The organism is Sphingomonas sp. Leaf242 (assembly GCF_001422045.1).
Lineage (GTDB): Bacteria > Pseudomonadota > Alphaproteobacteria > Sphingomonadales > Sphingomonadaceae > Sphingomonas.
Genome location: NZ_LMLW01000010.1, coordinates 140,670 through 162,205, shown reverse-complemented (window position 1 = coordinate 162,205; position 21,536 = coordinate 140,670). Strand labels below are relative to the sequence as shown.

General features: G+C 66.7%; 18 protein-coding genes. 5 read left to right on the top strand and 13 right to left on the bottom strand.

What is annotated here, in order from left to right:
* Nucleotides 1–70: 70 nt before the first annotated feature.
* The 11 genes from ASF09_RS14890 to smpB form a co-directional block, all read right to left on the bottom strand.
* Nucleotides 71–1,279, bottom strand: coding sequence for a class I SAM-dependent RNA methyltransferase (locus ASF09_RS14890; protein ID WP_060526933.1), 1,209 nt, complete (start codon nt 1,277–1,279; stop codon nt 71–73).
* Nucleotides 1,276–2,757, bottom strand: a complete 1,482-nt coding sequence (locus ASF09_RS14885; RefSeq protein ID WP_060526932.1) for an NAD(P)H-hydrate dehydratase — start codon at nt 2,755–2,757, stop codon at nt 1,276–1,278. Before ASF09_RS14885 ends, ASF09_RS14890 begins: the two co-directional genes overlap by 4 nt.
* Nucleotides 2,757–3,158 (bottom strand): hypothetical protein, encoded by a 402-nt coding sequence (locus tag ASF09_RS14880; RefSeq protein ID WP_060526931.1) that lies wholly within the window; start codon nt 3,156–3,158, stop codon nt 2,757–2,759. The genes ASF09_RS14885 and ASF09_RS14880 overlap by 1 nt, the downstream gene beginning before the upstream one ends.
* A complete protein-coding gene (gene ilvD / locus ASF09_RS14875) occupies nt 3,139–4,860 on the bottom strand; it encodes a dihydroxy-acid dehydratase (protein WP_060526930.1) in 1,722 nt (573 codons plus the stop codon). Before ilvD ends, ASF09_RS14880 begins: the two co-directional genes overlap by 20 nt.
* Nucleotides 4,861–4,924: 64 nt before the next feature.
* Entirely contained in the window at nt 4,925–5,155 is a 231-nt protein-coding gene (locus ASF09_RS14870) for a hypothetical protein (RefSeq protein WP_060526929.1), read from the bottom strand.
* A 229-nt stretch (nt 5,156–5,384) separates the two neighbouring features.
* On the bottom strand, nt 5,385–5,750 hold the full coding sequence (locus ASF09_RS14865) for a response regulator (protein WP_060527091.1): 366 nt from the start codon (nt 5,748–5,750) through the stop codon (nt 5,385–5,387).
* Nucleotides 5,751–5,815: 65 nt separating this feature from the next.
* The gene (locus tag ASF09_RS14860; RefSeq protein ID WP_060526928.1) at nt 5,816–8,191 is read right to left on the bottom strand and encodes a hybrid sensor histidine kinase/response regulator; all 2,376 of its coding nucleotides are present in this window, start codon (nt 8,189–8,191) and stop codon (nt 5,816–5,818) included.
* A 429-nt stretch (nt 8,192–8,620) separates the two neighbouring features.
* Complete coding sequence (locus tag ASF09_RS14855; protein WP_060526927.1) at nt 8,621–10,666, bottom strand: M13 family metallopeptidase; 2,046 nt, start codon at nt 10,664–10,666, stop codon at nt 8,621–8,623.
* A gap of 119 nt (nt 10,667–10,785) precedes the next feature.
* Nucleotides 10,786–12,864: a M13 family metallopeptidase gene (locus ASF09_RS14850; protein WP_082444320.1), complete on the bottom strand. Its 2,079-nt coding sequence runs from the start codon at nt 12,862–12,864 to the stop codon at nt 10,786–10,788.
* Between the two features lie 83 nt (nt 12,865–12,947).
* Complete coding sequence (locus tag ASF09_RS14845) at nt 12,948–13,442, bottom strand: DUF2062 domain-containing protein (protein ID WP_060527089.1); 495 nt, start codon at nt 13,440–13,442, stop codon at nt 12,948–12,950.
* Between the two features lie 94 nt (nt 13,443–13,536).
* Nucleotides 13,537–14,019, bottom strand: coding sequence for an SsrA-binding protein SmpB (gene smpB / locus ASF09_RS14840; protein WP_055879372.1), 483 nt, complete (start codon nt 14,017–14,019; stop codon nt 13,537–13,539).
* A 315-nt stretch (nt 14,020–14,334) separates the two neighbouring features.
* Between smpB and ASF09_RS14835 the strand changes: the two genes are divergently transcribed.
* Nucleotides 14,335–14,985: a hypothetical protein gene (locus ASF09_RS14835; RefSeq protein WP_060526926.1), complete on the top strand. Its 651-nt coding sequence runs from the start codon at nt 14,335–14,337 to the stop codon at nt 14,983–14,985.
* A 9-nt stretch (nt 14,986–14,994) separates the two neighbouring features.
* Here the strand turns inward: ASF09_RS14835 and dapA are convergent, their stop codons facing one another.
* Nucleotides 14,995–15,879, bottom strand: a complete 885-nt coding sequence (dapA, locus tag ASF09_RS14830) for a 4-hydroxy-tetrahydrodipicolinate synthase (RefSeq protein WP_060526925.1) — start codon at nt 15,877–15,879, stop codon at nt 14,995–14,997.
* A gap of 90 nt (nt 15,880–15,969) precedes the next feature.
* On the opposite strand from dapA, the gene ASF09_RS14825 reads away from it, so the two are divergent.
* The 4 genes from ASF09_RS14825 to ASF09_RS14810 all read left to right on the top strand — a co-directional run bounded on the left by ASF09_RS14825 (nt 15,970) and on the right by ASF09_RS14810 (nt 19,791).
* The gene (locus tag ASF09_RS14825) at nt 15,970–17,991 is read left to right on the top strand and encodes a lytic transglycosylase domain-containing protein (RefSeq protein WP_060526924.1); all 2,022 of its coding nucleotides are present in this window, start codon (nt 15,970–15,972) and stop codon (nt 17,989–17,991) included.
* A gap of 71 nt (nt 17,992–18,062) precedes the next feature.
* The gene (gene greB, locus ASF09_RS14820) at nt 18,063–18,551 is read left to right on the top strand and encodes a transcription elongation factor GreB (protein WP_060526923.1); all 489 of its coding nucleotides are present in this window, start codon (nt 18,063–18,065) and stop codon (nt 18,549–18,551) included.
* Nucleotides 18,552–18,635: 84 nt separating this feature from the next.
* Nucleotides 18,636–19,016 (top strand): DoxX family protein, encoded by a 381-nt coding sequence (locus ASF09_RS14815; RefSeq protein ID WP_060526922.1) that lies wholly within the window; start codon nt 18,636–18,638, stop codon nt 19,014–19,016.
* A gap of 10 nt (nt 19,017–19,026) precedes the next feature.
* Entirely contained in the window at nt 19,027–19,791 is a 765-nt protein-coding gene (locus tag ASF09_RS14810) for an NYN domain-containing protein (protein ID WP_060526921.1), read from the top strand.
* Between the two features lie 97 nt (nt 19,792–19,888).
* Here the strand turns inward: ASF09_RS14810 and ASF09_RS14805 are convergent, their stop codons facing one another.
* Nucleotides 19,889–21,400 (bottom strand): MATE family efflux transporter, encoded by a 1,512-nt coding sequence (locus ASF09_RS14805; RefSeq protein ID WP_082444319.1) that lies wholly within the window; start codon nt 21,398–21,400, stop codon nt 19,889–19,891.
* Nucleotides 21,401–21,536 lie beyond the last annotated feature (136 nt).

Sequence of the window (21,536 nt, the reverse complement as noted above, 5' to 3'; positions counted from 1 at the left end):
GCCCTCTCGATAGCGGGTCACCCCTCCGTCAGCGCAATGCGCTGCCACCTCCCCTTACAGGGTAGGATAGTTAGCGGACGAACTTCGCGGCTAGCTCGACATGCGTCGACCAGCGGAACTGGCCGACGGGCTGGACCCAGTCGATCCGCCAGCCGGCGTCGCACAACTCCTTGGCATCGCGCGCGAAGCTGGCCGGGTTGCACGAGACGTAGGCGATCACGGGCGTCTTGCATTCGGCGAGCGCGGTAGCCTGTTCGCGCGCGCCGGACCGGGGCGGATCGATCACCACCGCGTCGAAGCGGTCGAGCTCGGCCACCGTCAGCGGTCGGCGGTAGAGATCACGGTGCTCCGGGTAGACCGGGCGCTGCGTGCGATGCGCGGCGGCCTTCAGCGAGCCGAGTGCGTCGCGCGCGCCTTCGGCCGCATAGACCTTCGCGGGGATCGCCAGCGTGAACGTGCCTAGGCCGGCGAAGAGGTCCGCGACCGTCGCGGGCTTGCCGATCGCTTCTAGGACGGCGGCGGTAAGCGCAGCTTCGCCGTCCGGCGTGGCCTGAAGGAACGACGCGGGCGGGAGCGGTACGGGGACGCCGCCGAGCGTGATCGTGACCGCGTCCGGCTCCCAGCGCGTCTCGGGTCCGAGACCGTCGTCGAACGCCACGCGGGCGATCTTGTAGTCTTCGCAGAATTTGGTGAGCGCTTCGGCGGCGGGGAGGCCTTCGGGGGCGAACCCGGTGATCAGGATGTCGGCGCCCTGGTCGGCGAGCGTCAGGTGGATGTCCGCGCGGCGGCGGAAGTTGAGGCGCTTGAGCAGCAAACGCAACGGGTGGACGAGCGCGAACAGGCGCGGATCGAGGATCCAGCATTCCTTGATGTCGACGATCGTGTGCGCTTTCTCCGCGGTGAAGCCGAGCGTGATCTTGCCGCCCTTGGCCTCGGCGTGGAGCGTCGCGCGGCGGCGGCTGCGCTCGGGGGAAATGTGCGGCGTGCGGATCGGGGCGGACAGGTCCTGGCCGTCGAGCGCGGAGGCGATGCGGTCGGTGACGAACTCGGCATAGGCCTGGTCGTCGAGATGCTGGAGCTGGCAGCCGCCGCAGGTCGGGAAATGCACGCAGGGGGGAGTTTGGTGGTGCGGGCCGGGGATCACGGTGCCGTCCGCTGCGAGCGTGTCGCCGGGGGCCGAGAAGGCGGCGTGGCGGCCGTCGGCGGTCATGCCGTCGCCGCGCGCTGCGACGCGGACGATCGTGTCGATGTTCGTTTCAGAGGTCGAGTCAGTGGTCATGGGGCCGCTCTGGCCGACCGGAGCGCTTCCGCCAAGTCGTCGGCGATGAAAGCCGCGCCCAATCGGCGGGCAGCGTCACTGTGGAGCCACACTCCGGCACAGGCGTCGAGCGGATCGAGCCGGGCGGCAAGCATCGCGCCGATCGCGCCGGCTAGCACGTCGCCGGTGCCGGCGGTGGAGAGCCAGTCGCTGGCCCCTTGCGCGATGCGGACGCGGCCGTCTGGGGCGGCGATGACGGTGTCGGCGCCTTTGAAGACAACGATGGCATTGGCGCGGGTGGCGGCGGCTCGGGCTCGGGTGATCTTGTCGGCGTCGGATTTGCCGAAAAGTGCGTCGAACTCGCCGGAGTGCGGGGTGAGGATGACGGGGACCTTCAGCGCCTTGATCCGCTCGGGGTCGAGCAGGCGGAGCGCGTCGCCGTCTATGATCAGCGGGTGGCCCGAGGTCAGCGCGGCGTCGAGGCGGGCCTTGGCCGTATCGTCGCGGCCGAGGCCGGGACCGATCACCAGTGCGCCGATCCGATCGTTGGCGAGCGCGTGGTCCGAGAATGGCGTGCGGACGAGTGCGTGCGGGGGGCCTTGGCTATCGCCGAGCAGGGTTACGTAGCCGGCACCGGCGCGCATCGCGGCGAGCGCTGCGAGATCGGAAGCGCCTGACATGCTGCCGGCGACGATCGCGACCATACCTCGCGTGTATTTGTGCGAGTCTGGGCCGGGGGTCGGGAGGCTTGGGGCCTTGAGGACTTCAGCTTGGCTGTGCGTAGGGACGCCGATGTCGAGGAGGCGGATCTGGCCGCAATAGCGCGCGGCGGGTTGGAGGAGGTGCGCTGGTTTTACCGCGCCGAGCGCGAGGGTGAGGTTGAAGACGGGGGGTGTGCTGAGCGCCTCGCCTGTATCGGTAGCAAGGCCACTGGGCAGGTCGACAGCGATGCTGAGTTGAGCGGCGTTCGCGAGGGAATGGAGACACTCGACCACAGACCGTTCCCTCGCGGACGCGGGGGCCCAGGATAGGCCGCTAGGTAAGCCCTTGGGATTTAGCTGGGCCCCCGCGTCCGCGGGGGAACGGTTGGGGGTCGGTGTTGTACTGGCGTCGAGCGGGCGCGTGAGGCCCGTGCCGAACAGCGCGTCTACGAGGATCGGGGCGGGCTTTGCCTCCGCAAGCGTTTCGACCGGGCCTGGCCACCCTGCCCTCGCCGACTTCGCCGCATCCGTCTTGGGCTCCGACAACGCCGCAACCCGAACCGCCACGCCCATCCCTGCCAACACGCGCGCCGCGACATACCCGTCGCCACCGTTGTTGCCGGGGCCACAGAGGATCAGAACTTCGTTTGTGCCCGCGAGCCGGCGGACTGCGTGTGCAATCGCGGTGCCAGCGCGGTCCATCAGCGTTTCCACCGAGACGCCGGTGGCGATCACCGCGTCTTCCGCTGCACGCATTTCGGCGGCCGTCAGGATGGGGCGGCCTTCGATCCCGATCATCACTGCGGCGTGACGCCCCGGACCGTGGCGGGCAACCGGTAGCGATCGCCGCCGAGCGCTACTTCGATGCCATCACTCCCGACAACGGTAACCGTTGCGACCTCGGCCCCGTCCGCCGCGATCACGCCGCGGCCGTCCCGCGTGACGAGCAGGCGGCGAAACGCGCCATCGGCATGCCGCACCGTGAGGATCAGGCCATCCTTGCCCAGCGCCTGCTCGACGGTGCAGGTCGGGGCCAACGCAGCCGTACCGCGCGCGCATGGGATCTGGCGGTCGCCGGCGGTTTCGGCCTTCTGCTTGGCCTCGACGTCCGCGCTGGACGGCCCCCGCCCGCACGCTGCTAACGGGAGCGAGAGGAGCGCGGCAACCGTCAGTATTTGCTTAGATATCCGCGTAGACATGGGTTTCGGCTGCCGCTCCAGGGTGCGTGACGGCACCCTTGTACGCGGGGCCGACGGTCTTCGCATAGCGCCAGAGTGCGCCCGACCCGTAATCGCTGGTGCGCGGCACCCACGCGGCACGGCGCTCCGCCATCACGTCCTCCGCCACGTCGAGGTCGATCGTGCCGGCTTCGGCGTCGATGTGGATGATGTCGCCATTCTCGACGAGCGCGATCGGGCCGCCATCGGCCGCCTCGGGGCCGACATGGCCGATGCAGAAGCCGCGCGTGCCGCCCGAGAAGCGCCCATCGGTGATCAGCGCGACGCTCTCGCCCATGCCGAGCCCGTAGAGCGCGGCGGTGGTCGACAGCATCTCGCGCATGCCGGGGCCGCCCTTGGGGCCTTCGTAGCGGATGACGATGACTTCGCCCTCGTTGATCTCGCGGTTCTCGACGGCGGCGAAGGTGTCCTCCTCGCAGTCGAACACGCGCGCAGGTCCCGAGAACTGGAGGCGGTGCATGCCGGCGACCTTCACGATCGCGCCGTCGGGGGCGAGACTACCGCGCAGGCCGACGACGCCGCCAGTCGGTGTGAGCGGAGTCTTGATGTCGTAAATGACCTTCTGGTCGGGGTTCCACGTCACCTGGTCGATGTTCTCGCCCAGCGACTTGCCCGTCACCGTCAGGCAATCGCCGTTGAGGAAACCGCCGGCGAGCATCGTCTTCATCAGCATGTAGACGCCGCCGGCCTCGTACATATCCTTGGCGACGTACTTACCACCGGGTTTGAGGTCCGCGATGTACGGCGTTGTCTTGAAGATCTCGGCGACGTCGAACAGGTCGAATTCGATCCCGGCTTCGGACGCCATCGCGGGCAGATGCAGCGCGGCGTTGGTCGAGCCGCCGGTCGCGGCGACGACGCGCGCAGCGTTGATGAACGCCTCGCGCGTGCAGATGTCGCGGGGGCGGATGTTGTCGGCGAGACACTCCATGACCTGCGCACCGGCGGCGACCGCAATCTGTTCGCGCGTGGTGTAAGGAGCCGGCACCATGTTGCTGTTCGGGATCGACAAACCGATCGCTTCCGCGACGCAGGCCATCGTGTTGGCGGTGTACTGGCCGCCGCACGCGCCGTGGCCGGGGCACGCGACCTTCTCGATCGCGTGGACTTCGGAAAGCGGGCACGCGCCGGCCGCGTATTTGCCGACGATCTCGAACACGTCGACGACGGTGACGTCGCGGTCCTGATAGCGGCCGGGCAGGATCGAGCCGCCATAGACGAAGACGGAGGGGATATTGAGGCGTAGCATCGCCATCATCATGCCCGGAAGCGACTTGTCGCAACCGGCGAACCCGACCAGCGCGTCGTAGCAATGGCCGCGTACCGAGAGCTCGACCGAGTCGGCAATGACTTCGCGGCTCACCAGCGAGGCCTTCATGCCCTGATGGCCCATCGCGATGCCGTCGGTGACGGTGATCGTGTTGAAGCGGCGTGGCATGCCGCCGCCCTGGATGACGCCGGCCTGCGCGGCATCGGCCTGTGCGTCGAGCGTGGTGTTGCAGGGCGCGGAGTTGTTGCCGGCGGACGCGAGCGCGACGAACGGGCGTGCGATCTGCTCCTCGTCGAGGCCCATCGCGTAGTAATAGCTGCGGTGCGGGGCGCGCTCGGGACCGACGGAGACATGCCGGCTCGGCAGGCGCGATTTATCGAATGTGCGGGTCATGGCGAACGCCTATGTCGCGGGAGGGGGTATTTGCGCAAGAGAGTTGCGAGGCCGAACGGGCAATTTAGTGGACGAGCGCCAGCAGGGCGATGAGCAGGACCATGACACCGATGGTGACGACGAAAAGCGTTGCGAGGATCAGAAACGTGCCGCTGTCGTTGTCGAACGCCCAAGCGACCGGGGAGAGCGAGTATCGCGACGCTATCGAAACGCTGATGCCGCCGGAACCATACCCTGTGACCAGTGCCACCAGCGTGCACGACAGCGTGACCGTCCGGGCTCGCGAAAGTCGCATCAGGTCTGATGTAGCAAATACATAGGAACGCAGCGTGAGGCTGGGACAGTGTTTGTGCAATACGGTGGCATCGATTCGCCAACGGGAGTCATTCCGACGAGGTCAGAACCCCAAGTTACTGACGATGCGCTACTTGGCTCTGGGTCCTGACTTTCGTCAGGATGACCGTCTAGATGAGGTTACTCTCACCAAGCGCCCCCGGCCTCCCCTTTTCAAGGAGGAGAAGGAGTCAGAGGCCTTCGAGAGCCTTGGCTACGCCGTCCATCGTGAAGGGCTTCTGCAAGCGGGGGCGGTCGCGGAATTCGGGGGCTACGCCGTCATCGCCGCCGCCGGTGGCGAAGACGAACGGGACGCCGCGCGCGGCCAAGGCCTCGGCGACCGCGGTGCTCTTTTCGCCGCCGCGGAGGTTGACGTCGAGGATGGCGCCATCGACGCCGCCCTGCTCGATCCGCTTGAGCGCGTCAGCGACGGTATCGACCGAGCCTGCGACTCCCTTGTCCAGCACCTCGAGGAAATCCTCGAGCATCATGGCGATCAACGGTTCGTCCTCGACGATCAGAATCTGCTGCGGGAGGATCTGCTGGGAAGCGGTCATGCAATGCGCATAGTCGGGATTGTTACGACTTGCCAACATCTTGTTCAATTCATTCCGGTTTCGTTTCACCGCGCGGCGAGCACGTCCCGCGCCGCTTCGGCAAGTTCCTGCACCGAGAAGGGTTTCGGCAGGAACGAGACGTTATCCAGATCGATCGATTTGCGCAGCTGCTCCTCCGCATAGCCCGACATGAACAGGATCGGCAGGTCGGGATATTTTTCGCGCACGTGGCGCACCATCGTCGGGCCATCCATCTGCGGCATGACGACGTCGCTGATCAGCAGATCGGGGCGGCCATGCTTCTCAAGCACTTCGAGCGCGACCTCGCCGTTCTCCGCGGTCAGCACCGTATAGCCCTGCCGCGAGAGCGCGCGCTCTGCGACCGCGCGGACCATGTCTTCGTCCTCGACGAGCAGGATCGTGCCGGTGCCCCAGAGATCGACGGGCTTCGGCGCGGGCTTCACGATCGCAGGCCGCGTCGCGGCGGGGGCAGAATGGACCGGCAGATACATCGTGAAGGTGGCGCCCTGCCCCAGCTTGCTGTCGGCAAAGATATAGCCGCCCGATTGCTTGACGATCCCGTAGACGGTGGAAAGGCCGAGGCCGGTGCCCTTCCCGAATTCCTTGGTCGTGAAGAACGGTTCGAAGATCTTGGGCAACACGTCGGGGGGGATGCCGGTCCCGGTGTCCTGAACGATCAGCGCGGTGTAGTCGGCGACGGGCAGGATGTCGGAAGCCATCGCTCGGACCTCTGACGCATACACCGCGCGGGTGGTGATGGTCAGCACGCCCCCGCCGCGCGCGTTCGCCGAGACGATCGCGTCACGCGCGTTGACGGCCAAGTTGACGACGACCTGCTCTAGCTGGCCCGGATCCGCGCGCACCGGGCCGAGATTGCGGCCATGCGTCATGTCGAGGCGGACGTTCTCGCCCATCAGGCGCTTGAGCAGGTTCGAGACTTCGGAGACGACATCGGGGAGCTGCAGAATCTGTGGGCGCAGCGTCTGCTGGCGCGAAAAGGCGAGCAGCTGGCGCGTCAGGCTGGCGGCGCGGTTCGAATTGGTGCGGACCTGCTGGATGTCGTCGTAATCGCTGTCGCCGGGCGAATGGCGCATCAGCATCAGGTCGCAGTGGCCGATGATCGCGGTCAGGATGTTGTTGAAATCATGCGCGACGCCGCCCGCGAGCTGGCCGACCGCCTGCATCTTCGTGGCCTGCGCGACCTCGCGCTTGAGGCGGCTCTCCTCGCTATTGTCCTTGAGGCTTAGCAGCACGGCGGCATCGCCCAATCCGCGCGCGCCGGCGATGGTCAGCGCGACCGGCTCGTCGGGGTGATCCTTGAGGCGGACGGCCATGTCGGCGGAGTGCGTCGCGCCGTTCGCGAACTTGCGGATCGCGTCGGCGACCGCGGCCTTGTCCTCACGGACGACCAGATCGCCCGGATAGAGCGGCGGGGCGACCGGATTGACGCCGGCCGCGCGCAGGAACGACGTGTTCATCTGAAGAAACCGGCCGTCACGGTCGACCAACGCCATCCCGAACGGCATCAGGCTGACCAAGCTTCGGACATGCGCCGACGCACTCGCGCCGACCGGCGGAGCGGCCTCCTCGTCGTCCAGCAGCGCGACGAGAACCGGCGCATCGTCGCCCTCGAGAAACGGCACCTGGAGGACGCGAAGCGGCGTGCCTTCGAGACCCTCGCGTTCGAAGCGGACGAAGCCGCGGCTGTCGGTGATGAGAAAGCTCGCGAAATCGCGTCCGTCGATCGATTCGTGATCGTTGCCACTGGCGCGCGCGCGCAGCACGCGGTTGGCGGTCCGCACGCGGCCGTCGGTGGAGAGCAGCGCCGCCATGATGCCGCTGCCGCCGAGCCGGTCGCCGGTCGGGCCGGGCAGCAACGCCGCCAGCGTCTCGGCGAGATCGTGATCCTGCGCGGTTACGAATCGCCAGACGAGCATGTCCGCTTCATCGCCGGCGCGTGCGATGTGCGCGGACAGGCAGACTCCGCGGGCGTTGAGGCGCTCGACCCTCGCAATCCCGTCGCGCCAGGCGGTTCGGCCGGCATCGGCGAGCGCCGCTGTGCCGACATCGTCGAGCGGCAATCCCGGGGGTGTCGGAAAGCCTGCGAACAGCGCATCGTATGCGTCGTTGGCGCAGACCAGACGGCCGGCGCGGTCGGTGATCGCGATCGCGTCGGTGCCGGCTTCGGCGACGGTGCGGGTGAGGTCCCAGTCGACCGGGCGCGGCGCGTCCTTCGCGACGGGGTTCAGTAGATGCCAGGCGATCAGCGCGCCTATGACGATGACGGCCGCGGCGAAGAACCCGGCGGCGGCGATCCAGCTGCCGACGAGCAGGAGCACGATCGCCGCGGCGGCGATGCCGGACGCGATGGCGACGAGCGCGGCGTTGCGGGCGGGGGTGGGTAAAACGAGCGATGCCATCGGGTGGGTCATCCGCTCAAGCGGGGTTGGGCGTCAAGCGGGTTGCGGGGGTATTGCCGTGGTTACTCGTATCGCAGGCGACGTTCCCCACAAGAAATCGCCACCCCGGCGGAGGCCGGGGGCCAGTTGGAGAGGTAGTAATAACGATGCGCGGACCGACGTCAGCAACGTCCCCCAACTGAACCCCGGCCTTCGCCGGGGTGGTTGTTGTGCCTAGGGTAAGGTTGATCCTGCTCCCCTCCCTGGAAGGGAGGGGTTGGGGGTGGGTCGGCCCGTTGGTGGACGGCGTGCTCTCCAAGCGGCCTACCCACCCCCTGCCCCTCCCTTTCAGGGAGGGGAGACCGTTGGGGGTTAGGCTGACTTGGGCGCTTTCCTTAGCAGGGAGCGTCTGCGCTCCTGCTCCCCCGCAGTCGCAAGGGGAGTCGCCTATTACCAGATCCGAACGCGCTGTTCCGGCGTCAGGTACAGCTTCTGGCCCGGCGTCGGCTTGTATGCCGCGTACCAGGGGTCGAGGTTGCGCACGACCCATGCGCGCTGCTGCGACGGCGAGTGAGGATCGGTCAGCAAGCGGTTGCGAAGGTTCGCCTCACGGTAGTTGCGACGCCAGACCTGCGCCCAGCCGAGATAGAAGCGCTGATCGCCAGTAAACCCGTCGAGCACCGGCGCCGTCTTGCCGCCGAGCGCGGTGTGGTACGCATCATATGCCACCGTCAGGCCGGCAAGATCGGCGATATTCTCGCCCATCGTGAGTTGACCCTTCACGTGCATGCCGGGGAGCGGTTCGTACGCGTCGTACTGCGCGCCGAGCTTGCCCGTCAGCGCCTTGAAGCGCGAGACGTCCTGCGGCGTCCACCAGTCGGTGAGTTGGCCCTTGGCGTCATACTTCGAGCCCTGATCGTCGAAATGATGGCTCAGCTCGTGGCCGATCACCGCGCCGATGCCGCCGTAATTGACCGCGTCGTCAGCCTTCGGATCGAAGAACGGCGGTTGCAGGATCGCCGCGGGGAAGACGATCTCGACCATGCCGAAATTGGCATAGGCGTTCACCTCCATCGGCGTCATGCCCCATTCCCAGCGCTGCAAGGGCTTGCCGAGCTTGGCGATGTTGTCCTGGTGCTGCCATTCGTTCGACCGCCATTCGTTACCGAACGCGTCGCCGCTCGTGATCGTCAGCCCGGAGAAGTCCTTCCACTGGCTCGGATAGCCGATCTTCGGCGTGAAGGCGGCGAGCTTGGCGTGTGCCTTGACCTTCGTTTCAGGCGCCATCCATTCGAGCTTGTCGATCCGGCGGCCCATCGCGGCGAGCACGTTCTTGACGAGCTTGTCGGCTGCGGCCTTGGTTTCGGGCGGGAAATACTGCGCGACGTAGAGCTTGCTGACCTCGTCATCGAGCGCGCCGGAGGTGAACTGGACGCCACGCTTCCAGCGGGCCTCCTGCTCGGGCGTGCCGCCGAGGACGGTGCCGAAGAACGCGAACTGCTCGGCGTCGAACGCCTTGGGCAGGACTTCCGCGTACCCGTCGAGCGAGCGGAGGATCAGTTGGTCCTTGAGCACGCCGATCGGCGCGGTCGCGACCAGCTTGGCGATGCCGGTGATAGCGGAGGGCTGCGCGACGATGACGGTCGGGACGGGCGTGCCAATGCCCTTGAAGTACGCGGCGAAATCGAAGCCGGGCGCACGCTTGGCGAGATCGGCGACGGTCATCTTGTTGTACGTCTTGGTGGCGTCGCGGCTGTCGACGCGGGTCCAGCTGACCTTGGCGATCTCGGTCTCGAACGCGAGTAGCGCGGTAGCGCGCGCCTCGGCATTGGGTTCGCCGGCGAGGCCCAGCATCTTGACGATGTGCGCGCGGTAGGCGTTGCGTGCCTCGACCAGTTTCGCGTCGGTGCTGAGGTAATAATCGCGGTCGGGGAGGCCGAGGCCGGACTGGCCGAGCGAGAGCGCATACTGCTCGGGCTGCTTGTCGTCCTGGCCGACGCCGCCGCCGAACGGGCCGCCGATCCCGGCGCGGTCGGCCTCGGCGAGGAGGGCCGGATAGCCCGCGCGATCGTTCAGCGCGGCGATCTTCTTCAGCCACGGACGGATCGGCGCGAGGCCCTTGGCTTCGATCGTGCCGGTGTCGAGGTAGGTCGCGTAGGCGCGACCGATCTTCGACTTCGGGTCCTTCGCGGCGGTGTCGAGGATGCCGCGGGTGCGACTCTCGGACAGGTCGGAGAGGAAGTTGAACGCGCCGTATGCCGCCTTGTCGGCGGGGATCGGCGTGTTCTTCGCCCAGGTGCCGTTGGCGTAGCTGTAGAAATCGTCGCCGGGCTGAACGGTCTTGTCCATCCCCTTCTCGTCGAAACCGAACGTACCGTATTGCGCGCCGGTCGAGGCGGGTGCGGGCGGGGTCGGCTCAGCCGTTTGCGAAATGGCGGCGGTGACGCCGGTGATGGCGGTTGCGGCGAGCAGGCCGGCGACGATGAAGGACTTCATGTTTCTCTCCAGACTTCGTCATCCTGACGAAAGTCAGGATCCAGAGCCAACAGCGTAACGTGCGTGGCTCTGGATCCTGGGGCGAGCCCAGGATGACGGGGCTCTATGGAACGGGTCAGTTACCAGATACGGACGCGGTTGGCGGGGGCGAGGTAGCTCTTTTCGCCCGGCTTGGCGCCGAACGCTGCATACCAAGGATCGAGGTTGCGGACCGTCAGGACGCGCTGGTGGCCCGGCGAATGCGGGTCGGACAACAGCGTCTGCTGGAGCGCCGCGTCGCGGAACTTGGTGCGCCAGACGCCCGCCCAGCCATAGTAGAAGCGCTGGTCGCCGGTCGTGCCGTCGATGATCGGCGCGGGCTTGCCGCCGAGCGACTTGTGGTACGCGTCGTAGGCGACCGTGAGGCCCGCCAAGTCGGCGATGTTCTCGCCGAGCGTCAGGCCGCCCTGGATGTGCTGGCCGGGGAGCGGTTCGTACGCGTCGTACTGCTTCACGAGCGCATCGGTGAACACCTTGAAGCGCGCGACGTCCTGCGGCGTCCACCAGTCGGTGAGCTTGCCGTTGAGATCGTATTTGCGACCCTGGTCGTCGAAGTGGTGGCTGATCTCATGACCGATCACCGCGCCGATGCCACCGTAATTGACCGCCGGGTCGGCCTTCGGATCGAAGAACGGCGGCTGGAGGATCGCGGCCGGGAAGACGACCTCGTTCATCGTCGGGTTGGCGTAGGCGTTGATCGTCATCGGCGTCATGAACCACTCGCCGCGATCGATCGGCTGGCCCAGCTTCTTCAGGTCGCGGTCGTATTCGAACGCGTTGGCGCGCGCGACGTTACCGACGAGATCGCCGCGCTGGATCTGGAGCGCCGAATAATCCCGCCACTTGTCTGGATACCCGATCTTCGGGGTGAAGGCGGCGAGCTTGGCGAGCGCCTTGGTCTTGGTTTCCGGCGCCATCCATTCGAGGTTCCGGAGACGCTCGCCCATCGCCGCGATGACGTTCTTGACGAGATCGTCGGCTGCCGCCTTCGATGCGGGCGGGAAATACTTCGCCACGTACTGCTGGCCGATCGCCTCGCCCATCGCGCCCGACACGGTCGTGACACCGCGCTTCCAGCGGACCTGCTGCTCGGGCGTGCCGGACAGCGTGGTGCCGTAGAAGGCGAAGTTGGTCTTGTCGAAATCGCTCGACAGATACGGCGCGTAGGCGCGCAGCACCTTGAGCATCGCATAGTCCTGGAGGACGTTGACCGGCGTGTCGGCGAAGACCTTCGCCTCGCCGGTCACCGTGCTCGGCTGCGCGACGAGGTAGAACGGACGGCCGGTGACGCCCATCGCGGTCATGTACTGCGCCCACGGGAAGCCCGGTGCCTTCGCGGCGAAGTCGGCGGCGGTCCATTTGTTGTAGGTCTTGTCGGCGTCGCGGCTCTCGATCCGCGTCCAGTGCGCGGTGGCGAGCCCCTTCTCCATGTTGAACACGGCGGCGGCGCGAGCGGCGGCATTGGGCTCGCCGGCAAGCGTCAGCATCCGCGCGAGATACGCCTGGTACGCGGTGCGGACGGTCGCAAGCTTGGCGTCGTCCTTCAGATAATAGTCGCGGTCGGGGAGGCCGAGGCCGCTCTGCCCGAACTGGACGACATAGGTGGTCGGGTCCTTGTCGTCCTGCGACACGCCGACCCCGACCAGGCCGCCGACGCCCTGGCGCTGGAGCTTGGCGATCTCGGTGACGAGCGCGGTCTTGTCCTTGGTCGCCTTGAGCGCGGCGAGCATTGGCTTGACCGGCGTCACGCCTTTCGCGTTGACCGCAGCCTCGTCCATGAAGCTCGAGTAGAAATCGCCGACCTTGTTGCCGGGCTTGGTCGCCGCGGCATCGAGGATCGTACGGGTACGCGCGAGCGACAGGTCCTGGAGGACGTGGAACATGCCGTAGGACGAGCGATCGGCGGGGATCGGCGTCGTCTTCACCCAGCCGCCGTTCGCATAATCGAAGAAGTCGGTGCCCGGCGTCACGCTGGTATCGCGGCCTGCCATGTCGAAGCCAAAATCGCCGATCTGCGGCTTGTTCGCGTCCCTAGCCGCGACCGGGCCTTTCGCGGCCTTCGCCAGCACAGGCGATGGGCGGTTGGTGCTGGGTTTCGTCTGGGCGAAAGCCGACGCGGTGGACGCGAGCAGGATCACGGTAACAATCGACTTGCGCATCAAGAACCTCGGAGAAAGATCGTCAGGATGCAGCGTGTTCTACGCCGATAGGACGGTCCGTCAATTCCAACCGGTGTCAAATGTTACGAAACATGACCGTGACGATTATCATGCCGATGCCGCCACTTGCGCGCGATCCACAACCGCCAGCCGAGCGCGCTGAGCGCATAGCCGCCGATCGAACACACTACCGTGATGACCAGCAGGCCGAGCGCGGTGGCGGGCCCCGCCTGCATCAGCCACGGGATCCATTCCGTGCGTGCCGCGGCGTCGGCGACGGGCTGGCCGGGGACATGCGCGTCGAGCCGAAGCATCGATGATCCGATCCAATAGGCCGCGATCCAGAGCGGCGGCGTGGTCAGCGGGTTGGTGATGAAGGTGGTCAGCGCCGCAGTCGGCACGTTGGCACGGAACGGCAGCGCGAAGATCGCGGCGACGGGCGTCTGCGCGACCGGGATCAGGATGCCCGCGACCATCCCCAGCGCAACGCCGCGCGGGACCGAGCGGCGGGTGAAGCGCCAAAGTTCCGGCGCGAGGACGCGATGCGCGACGGGGCGGAGGAGACGGTTCCGCTCCATCGATTCGCGGGTCGGCAAACTGCGATGCGACCACGCCGCGAGACGCCCGAATATGCTCAAGACGATAGGGTCATCGACACCGGCGCCACGTCGGTTATCCGCGATCCCGCATGATCCGGCCCTGCTCGCGCTTCCAGTCCTGTTCTTTCACCGAATCGCGCTTGTCGTGGTTCTGCTTGCCCTTGGCGAGCGCGAGTTCGATCTTCGCGCGACCCTTCGAATTGAAGTAGATCATCAGCGGCACGAGCGTCATGCCCTGGCGCGCGACCGCACCGAACATCTTGTTGATCTCGCGCTCGTGGAGCAGCAATTTGCGCGGGCGCTTGGGCTCGTGGTTGAAGCGGTTGCCGTGGCTGAATTCGGGGATGTTCGAATTGACCAGGACGACGTTCTTCCCCTTCACCTCGGCATAGGCCTCGGCGATCGAGCCCTCGCCGCCGCGCAGCGCCTTCACCTCGGTGCCGGTGAGCGCGATGCCCGCCTCGAACACCTGCTCGATATAATAATCATACCGCGCGCGCCGGTTCTCGGCGACGATCTTGGTCTTCTCGAAGGTCGGGGGTTTGGGACGTGCCATGGGACGCGCGATGTAGGAGGTCGCGAGGCTTAGGGGAAGCGGTGGTGGTGTAGTTCTTGTTGGTCCTGCTCTCTCCTCTTCTTCGCCCCTCCCGGGAAGGGAGGGGTTGGGGGTGGGTCGGGCTCCGCATATCCGAACCGTGGCGGCTCAAGCTGGCCTACCCACCCCCTGCCCCTCCCTTCCAGGGAGGGGAGACCGTTGTGGTTGGTTCAAACGAGGTTCGCGTTCGCCGGGACGGCGTCGACTGCGGCGCAGGTTGTCCTGCAACCAAAAGCACATGATTGCCGCCCCCCAACCATTGGGTTAGCTCATGCCATGAACGTCACCGAACGCTACGACCAAGACGGCTATGCCGCCGTTCCGCGCCTGATCGCGCCATCGGTCGCCAATGCCTTCCTCCGCCAACTCATCACCGACATGGAGGCTCGGGGCACGCCCCTAACCGCGCAGAAGAACGGCTCGGCGTTGCTGCGGCGCGACGCGATCGAGGTCTACGGGTTTCACTATCCGCCGATGCTGGGGCTGCTGTGGGGCCTGACGCCGTTCGTCGCGAATGCGATCGGGCGCGACCTCCTGCCCGCGTACAGCTATTTCCGGATCTACCAGGAAGGCGACATCTGCCGCGTGCACAGCGATCGGCCGTCGTGCGAGCACAGCCTGTCGCTGACGCTGGATTACAGCGACGGCGTGGCGTGGGATCTGGAGATCGGTACCGACCACGTCGCCGTGCCCAAACCCGTGGTCGAGGACGACTTCGGTTCCGCCGGGTTCGCCTCGGTCAGCATGGAGCCCGGCGATGGCGTCCTCTATCAGGGCGTCCACCGCCGACATGGTCGGATCACGCCCAACCCGAATGCGTGGTCCGCGCACCTGTTTCTGCACTGGGTCGAGCGCGGCGGACCCAACGCCGCGTTCGCCTTCGACGGCAACCATGCTGCGACGCGGCCCGTCGATCTCGCCCTGTAGCAGTAGGCTTCAGACCAGCCGGGCGTGTGCGAGCGCGGCGTCCACCGCAGCCTGCGCCGCTTCACCGGCCGGAGTCATCGGCAGCCGCAGGGTTTCGGGGAACCCTGCCCGCACTTTGGTCATCGCGTACTTCACCGGCCCCGGCGAGGCGTCGGTGAACAGCGCCTCGTGCAACGGGTAGAGCTGATCCTGATACGCGAGCGCCTTGACGAAATCGCCAGCCTGGCACGCCGCCTGGAACTCCGCGCACAGCTTCGGCGCGACGTTGGCCGTCACCGAGATGCAGCCGGTGCCGCCCATCACGTTGAACGCCAGCGCCATATCGTCATTCCCCGACAGTTGGCAGAACGCCGGCCCGCACGACGCGCGATGCTGAGAGACGCGGGCGAGGACGCCGCTGGCATCCTTGACGCCGACGAACACGTCGGGGAACGCGGTGACGATCCGCGCCAGCGTCGCCGGCTGGATATCGGTCACCGTCCGCGCAGGGACGTTGTAGAGGATTATCGGCAGCGGCGTCGTCTGCGCCAGCGCTTCGAAGTGGCGGAAGATGCCCTCCTGTCCCGGCCGGTTGTAATAGGGCGGGACCATCAGCGCGGCATCTGCACCGGCCTCTTTCGCGGCACGCAAATTGGCCGAGGCGACGCGCGTATCGTTCGAGCCGGCGCCGGCGATGACGGGGACGCGGCCCTTGGCCTGGTCGACGCAGACGCGAACGACGTGGAAATGCTCGTCGTACGACAAGGTCGCGGCTTCGCCGGTGGTCCCACACGCGACCAGCGCCGAAGAACCCTCGACGATCTGCCATTCGATGAAGTCGCGATAGGCGGGTTCGTCGAAGCTGCCATCGGCGGCGAACGGCGTGACGAGCGCGGGAATCGATCCTGAAAACATGCGGTGGCCTGCGGTCCTAATTCGCCAGATCCTGGGACGTATCTGGATTTCGTTCAGGACAGATACGGGTTCGATGCGTATGCTGTCCACATGGTAGCATCGATGTTCAAGACGAGCCTTCTTCTAGCCGTGGTCGCGGGGACGGCTGTTTCGTCCGGCGTGCTGGGCCAGGGCGGCGAGCAGACGCTGGATCGCTACAGCACGCAGCTCGCCAATATGGGGCCACAAGCTCAGCCGGTCGCGAACCCGACGATGAGCGACGGCGCGATCGCCTCGACCATCGCGCAGTGGCGCGCGTTGCAGCAGACCGATGCGCTGCCGTTCGATAGCTATGCCGGCTTCCTGATGGCGCATCCGGGCTGGCCTAACGAGGCGGCGAACCGGCGTGCGGCGGAGCGCAAGGCTTCGACCGGATCGCCAACGAGCGTCGTCGCGTTCTTCCGTCGCTTTCCGCCGCAGTCGGCATCGGGCGGAGTCGGCTATGCGCGGGCGCTGATGGCGACGGGCGCGCGCGATCAGGCGTATGCGGCGGTGCGGACGGCGTGGCGGAGCAGTGGCTTGACGCCGACCGACGAGGCGATGGTGCTGTCGGGCTTTCCGGGTGCGCTGACGCCGGACGATCAGGATGCGCGGATGGATGCGCTGCTGTGGGCGGGCCAGACAGGCACGGCGCAACGGCAACTGGCATGGACGAGCCCGGCGCGGCGGCCGATCTTCGAGGCGCGGCTCGCGTTTCGGACGAATGCGCCGAACGCGTCGGATATCTCGGCTTCGACGCAGACGCTGTATGCGAACGATGCGGGCTATGTCGCGGACCGGGCGCAGTGGTTGCGCAATTCGGGGGCGAGCCCGTCGGCGCGGTCGTGGCTGGCGCGGCCTCGGTCGCTCGTGACGCGGCCGGGGAATGCCGCCGAGTGGTACGAGGTGCTCGTCACCAACGCGAACGGCGCGGCGAACGACGGGCAGTACCAGACCGCCTACGACATCGCGCGGCAGATCGACGACGCGTATCCTTACGGGGCGGACATCGCGGCGAAATCCTATGCCGAGCGCGACGAATATACCAATCTCGCCTGGCTCGGCGGACGCGTGGCGATGAAGCAGCTCGGGCGGCCGGCGGATGCGATGACGCTGTTCGACCGGTACGCACGCGGATCGCGCTCTCCGCAGGTGCGGTCGAAGGGCTATTACTGGGCGGGTCGTGCGGCGGAGGCGGCCGGGTTGGCGCCTCAGGCTGCGGCGTTCTACGGCCAGGCGGCCGGGTATCGCGATCAATATTACGGGCAGCTCGCCAACGAGCGGACCGGCCGCGCACTGGTCGCGCCGCCTTCGGTAGCGTCGATCGTCGTCGATCCGTCGGTCCGCGCCGCGTTCGACCGGCGCGAGGTGGTGCGTGCGGTGAAGTTCCTCGGGCAGATCGGCGACTGGCAGGACCAGACCGCCTTCGTCCGCCAGATCGCCGCGGACGCGACGAGCGATACCGATCACCTGCTTGCCGCCGAACTGTCCAAGACGATCAACCGCCCCGATCTCGGCGTAATGGTCGGGCGGAGTGCGCTGGCGAATGGCCTGAGCGATTATTCCGCGGTGGGCTTTCCGATGGTGGCGGTGCCGGCGGGGTATGAGGACAACTGGACGATCATCCACGCGATCTCGCGGCAGGAGAGCCAGTTCGATCGTGCCGCGGTGTCGCATGCGGGCGCTCGCGGCTTGATGCAGCTGATGCCGGCGACCGCGCGCGAGCAGTCTGGGAAGATCGGCCTCGCGTACAACCAGGCGGCGCTGACCACGGATCCGAACATGTCGATCATGCTGGGCTCGAGCTATTTCCAGCGCGTGTACGCCAATTACGGCAGTTATCCGCTCGCGGTTGCGGCGTATAATGCGGGCGGCGGCAACGTGAACAAATGGCTCCGCGCGAACGGCGATCCGCGGACGGGCGCTGTCGACATGGTCGATTGGGTCGAGGCGATCCCGTACCAGGAGACGCGCAACTACGTGCAGCGCGTGCTGGAAAATGCGGTGGTTTACGATCTCATGAACCCCGCGCGGGCGAAGAGCCGGGGGGCGGCGCGGTTGTCGTGGTATCTGGGGAAGAACCGGCCGGGTTGAGCTGTTCTCCCGCGAAGGCGGGAGCCCAGACTGTTCTCCCGCCTTCGCGGGAGAACATGGTAGGCAAGCGCATGGATCGCCCCAACTACATAACCCCCGCCGGCTACACGATTCTTCGCGAGGAATATGAGCACCTGCTCGCTGGCGAACGGCCGAAGCTGGTCGAAGTCATCTCGTGGGCGGCAGGCAATGGCGACCGGTCCGAGAATGGCGATTACATCTACGGCCGCAAGCGCCTGCGCGAGATCGACCGGCGGCTCGGCTGGCTGTCGAAGCGGATGAAGGCGGCCAAGGTCGTCGACCCCGCGGCGCAGGAAGACCGCTCGCGCGTCTGGTTCGGCGCGTGCGTGACGGTCGCGGACGAGGATGACGTCGAGCGGATCCTGACCTTGGTCGGCGACGACGAGACCGACGCAAGCAACGGGAGGATCGGCTGGAACTCGCCGTTCGCACGCGCCTTGCGCGGCGCCGCGATCGGAGATGTGCGGCGCGTCGACCTGCCCGCCGGCGAGCGTGAATACGAGGTTGTCGCGATCGCGTATCCAGCCCTAAAACGCTGAACGGTCCGTTTCGATTTACCTAAATTGACGGGGCCACGAAGCCGTGGGACATTTCGCGTACGCAACGACCCGAGGATCCTCCCCATGCCGATACCCGCCACTTGGTCCGCCCGCCTGCTCAGCGTCATGCGCATCGTTGTCGCGCTGGTGTTCTTCAGCCACGGCATCTCGAAATTCTTTGGCCTGCCCCCCTTCCCGATGCCGATGAACCCGCTGCTGACGGTCGCCGGGGTGCTCGAAGTCGTTGGCGGCGGGCTGCTGATCGTCGGCCTGTTCACCCGGCCGGTCGCGTTCGTGCTGTCGGGCATGTCCGCGGTCGCGTATTTCATGGCGCACATGCCGAAGGGCCCCTTCCCGATCGCCAATGGCGGCGAGGCGGCGGTGCTCTACTGCTTCGTCTTCCTGTATCTCGCCGCGGCCGGGGGCGGTGTCTGGAGCGTGGACGCAGGCCGCTCGCGCGCGTAACCTTGCGCGCATGATCGATACGACAACACGCAACATCGCCCTTCTCATCGACGCGGACAATGCGTCCGCGGCGACCCTCGACCCGGTGCTGACCGTCCTTGCCGAGCTTGGCACGGTCAACGTCCGGCGGGTCTATGGCAACTGGTCGAAGCCCGCGCTGAAGGCGTGGAGCGACATGTCGATCAAGCACGGCATCGAGCCGCAGCAGCAGTTCGACCTGACCAAGGGCAAGAACGCGACCGACATGAAGATGACGATCGACGCGATGGACCTGCTGTTCCGTGGGCGGATCGACGGATTCGGCATCATGTCGTCGGACAGCGATTTCATGCCGCTCGCGACGCGCATCCGCCAGGACGGCATTCCGGTCTATGGCTTCGGCACTTCGCGGACACCGGAAGGGTTTCGCCAGGCGTGCACGCGGTTCATCGACGTCGGCGCGCTGAACGAGACGTCTCAGCCGATGCAGGTGCCCGCGCCTGCTCCGGTGGCTGGCGAGAAGCCCGCTACGCCCGCGCCGGTCGCTCGGCCAAAGACCGCGCAACCAATCGACGAGCAGGTGATCAAGCTGTTGATCGATGCGTACAACGCGGTGAAGCGCGACGAGAAGGGCTATGCCAGCGTTGCCGAACTGGGGCAGCTTGCGGGCAACCGGTCGAGCTTCGACGCGCGGAATTACGGGTTCAACCGGCTGTCGGACCTGATCGAGACGATCCCCAACTTCCAGCACGAGCGCCGCGAAGGTGGCCGTTCGTTCGTTAAGCGGCTGCGGTAACTCACGTCATCCTGACGAAAGTCAGGATCCAGGGTATTCGAGCGCGGCCCTTCGTGGCTCTGGATCCTGACTTTCGTCAGGATGACGGGGACGGGGCTTACCCCGTAGGCTGCAACCGCCCGCCCGGCTCGCTCATACCGTGCGCCTGTTCCTCGCTGTCGTCGGGCACGACGAGCGCACCCTTTCGCCAGTTCCCATAGCGATAATACCACGCCGCGATCGCCAGTGTTGCGAGCGACCCTAGCGGAAAGCTCCACCACAACGCGTCCGCGCCGAGCCACGGTTTCGCGAGCAGCGCGAAGCCGATCCGCACCGGATACAGCGCGACGATCAGCGCGATCAGCGGCGCGATCACTGCGCCGTTCGCACGCACCGTCGAGAACAGCACCATCGTCGCGCCGAACAGGATGAAGTTCCAGCTCGCGATCAACTGGATATGCCGCGCGATCGGCAGCGCAGGGCTGGCCGCTCCGATGAACAACGTCATCACCGGGCGATCGAACAGGATGACCACTGCGACCATCGCCCCGGTCAGCGCGACGTTAAAGAGCAGGCCGTACTTCGTGATGTCGCCGACCCGGTCCCAGCGGCCCGCACCGATATTCTGCGCCGCCATCGAACTGACCGCTGCGCCGATCGCCAGCGCGGGCATCTGGATATAGGTCCACAACTGCTGCGACACGGCATAGGCCGCCGCGGTATCGACGCCGAGCCGATTGACCAGCCCGACCATCGCGAGGCCGGCGGTCGACATGACGAGCATCTGGGCGCCCATCGGCAAGCCTTTGCGCACGATCGTCCCGGTCAGCGCGCGCTCGGGAATCAGGTAGCGGAGCTCGTTGCCGCGGAGCCGCAGCGGCAGGTCGCGCTTGTAGATATAGACGATCAGCCCGAGCAGCGAGACGTGGCTGGCAACCAACGTCGCCATTGCCGAACCGGCGATCCCCATCTGCGGGAACGGTCCGATACCGGCGATCAGCAGCGGGTTGAGCCCGCTGTCGAGGATCGCGCTGAGCAGCATGAACCAGAGCGGCGTCATCGAATCGCCGGTGCCGCGCAGGCCCATCATGAGGAGGACCATCATCATCGACGCAGGCAGCCCGAGGAAGATCACGCGCAGATACGCGAGTGCGAGCGGCATCGCGTCGCCGGGGGTGGCGAGCAGATGCAGGATTTCGGGCGCGAACACCCAGCCAAGCGCGGCAATGACGATCGCACCGCCGAGGACCAGACCGACTGCGGAGCCGAACGCCCGGCGTGCGCCCTCCAGATCGTGACGGCCGAAGCTCTGGCCAACCAGGATCGTCGCCGCCATGCCGAACCCGAACACCGCGCCGAAGGTGAGGAACATGATGATGTTGGCGTTCGAGGTCGCGGCGAGCGCGCCCTCGCCGAGGTAGCGGCCGACCCAGATCGCGTTGATCGAGCCGTTGAGAGACTGGAGGATGTTCGAGCCGAGCGTGGGGAGGGCGAAGGCGAGGAGCGTGCGGCCGATGTGTCCGGCGGTGAGATCGCGCTGGCCGGGCTTGCTGCGGGAGCGGACGGGACCGGGGCTGGATGGATCTTGGGAAACGGTGGTGGTTTCGACGTCGGGTGGAAGGTCGCTCACACAGTCTCTCCGTTATGCCGAACTCTGCCCGGCAATCACCGGCGAACGGTCAGGCGTCCTGTCATGTCGACTGCCTAGCCGCGGAGTGAACTCCGGAACAAGCCGGTAGGTCCCTGCCCCGAATAACTATGCCGCC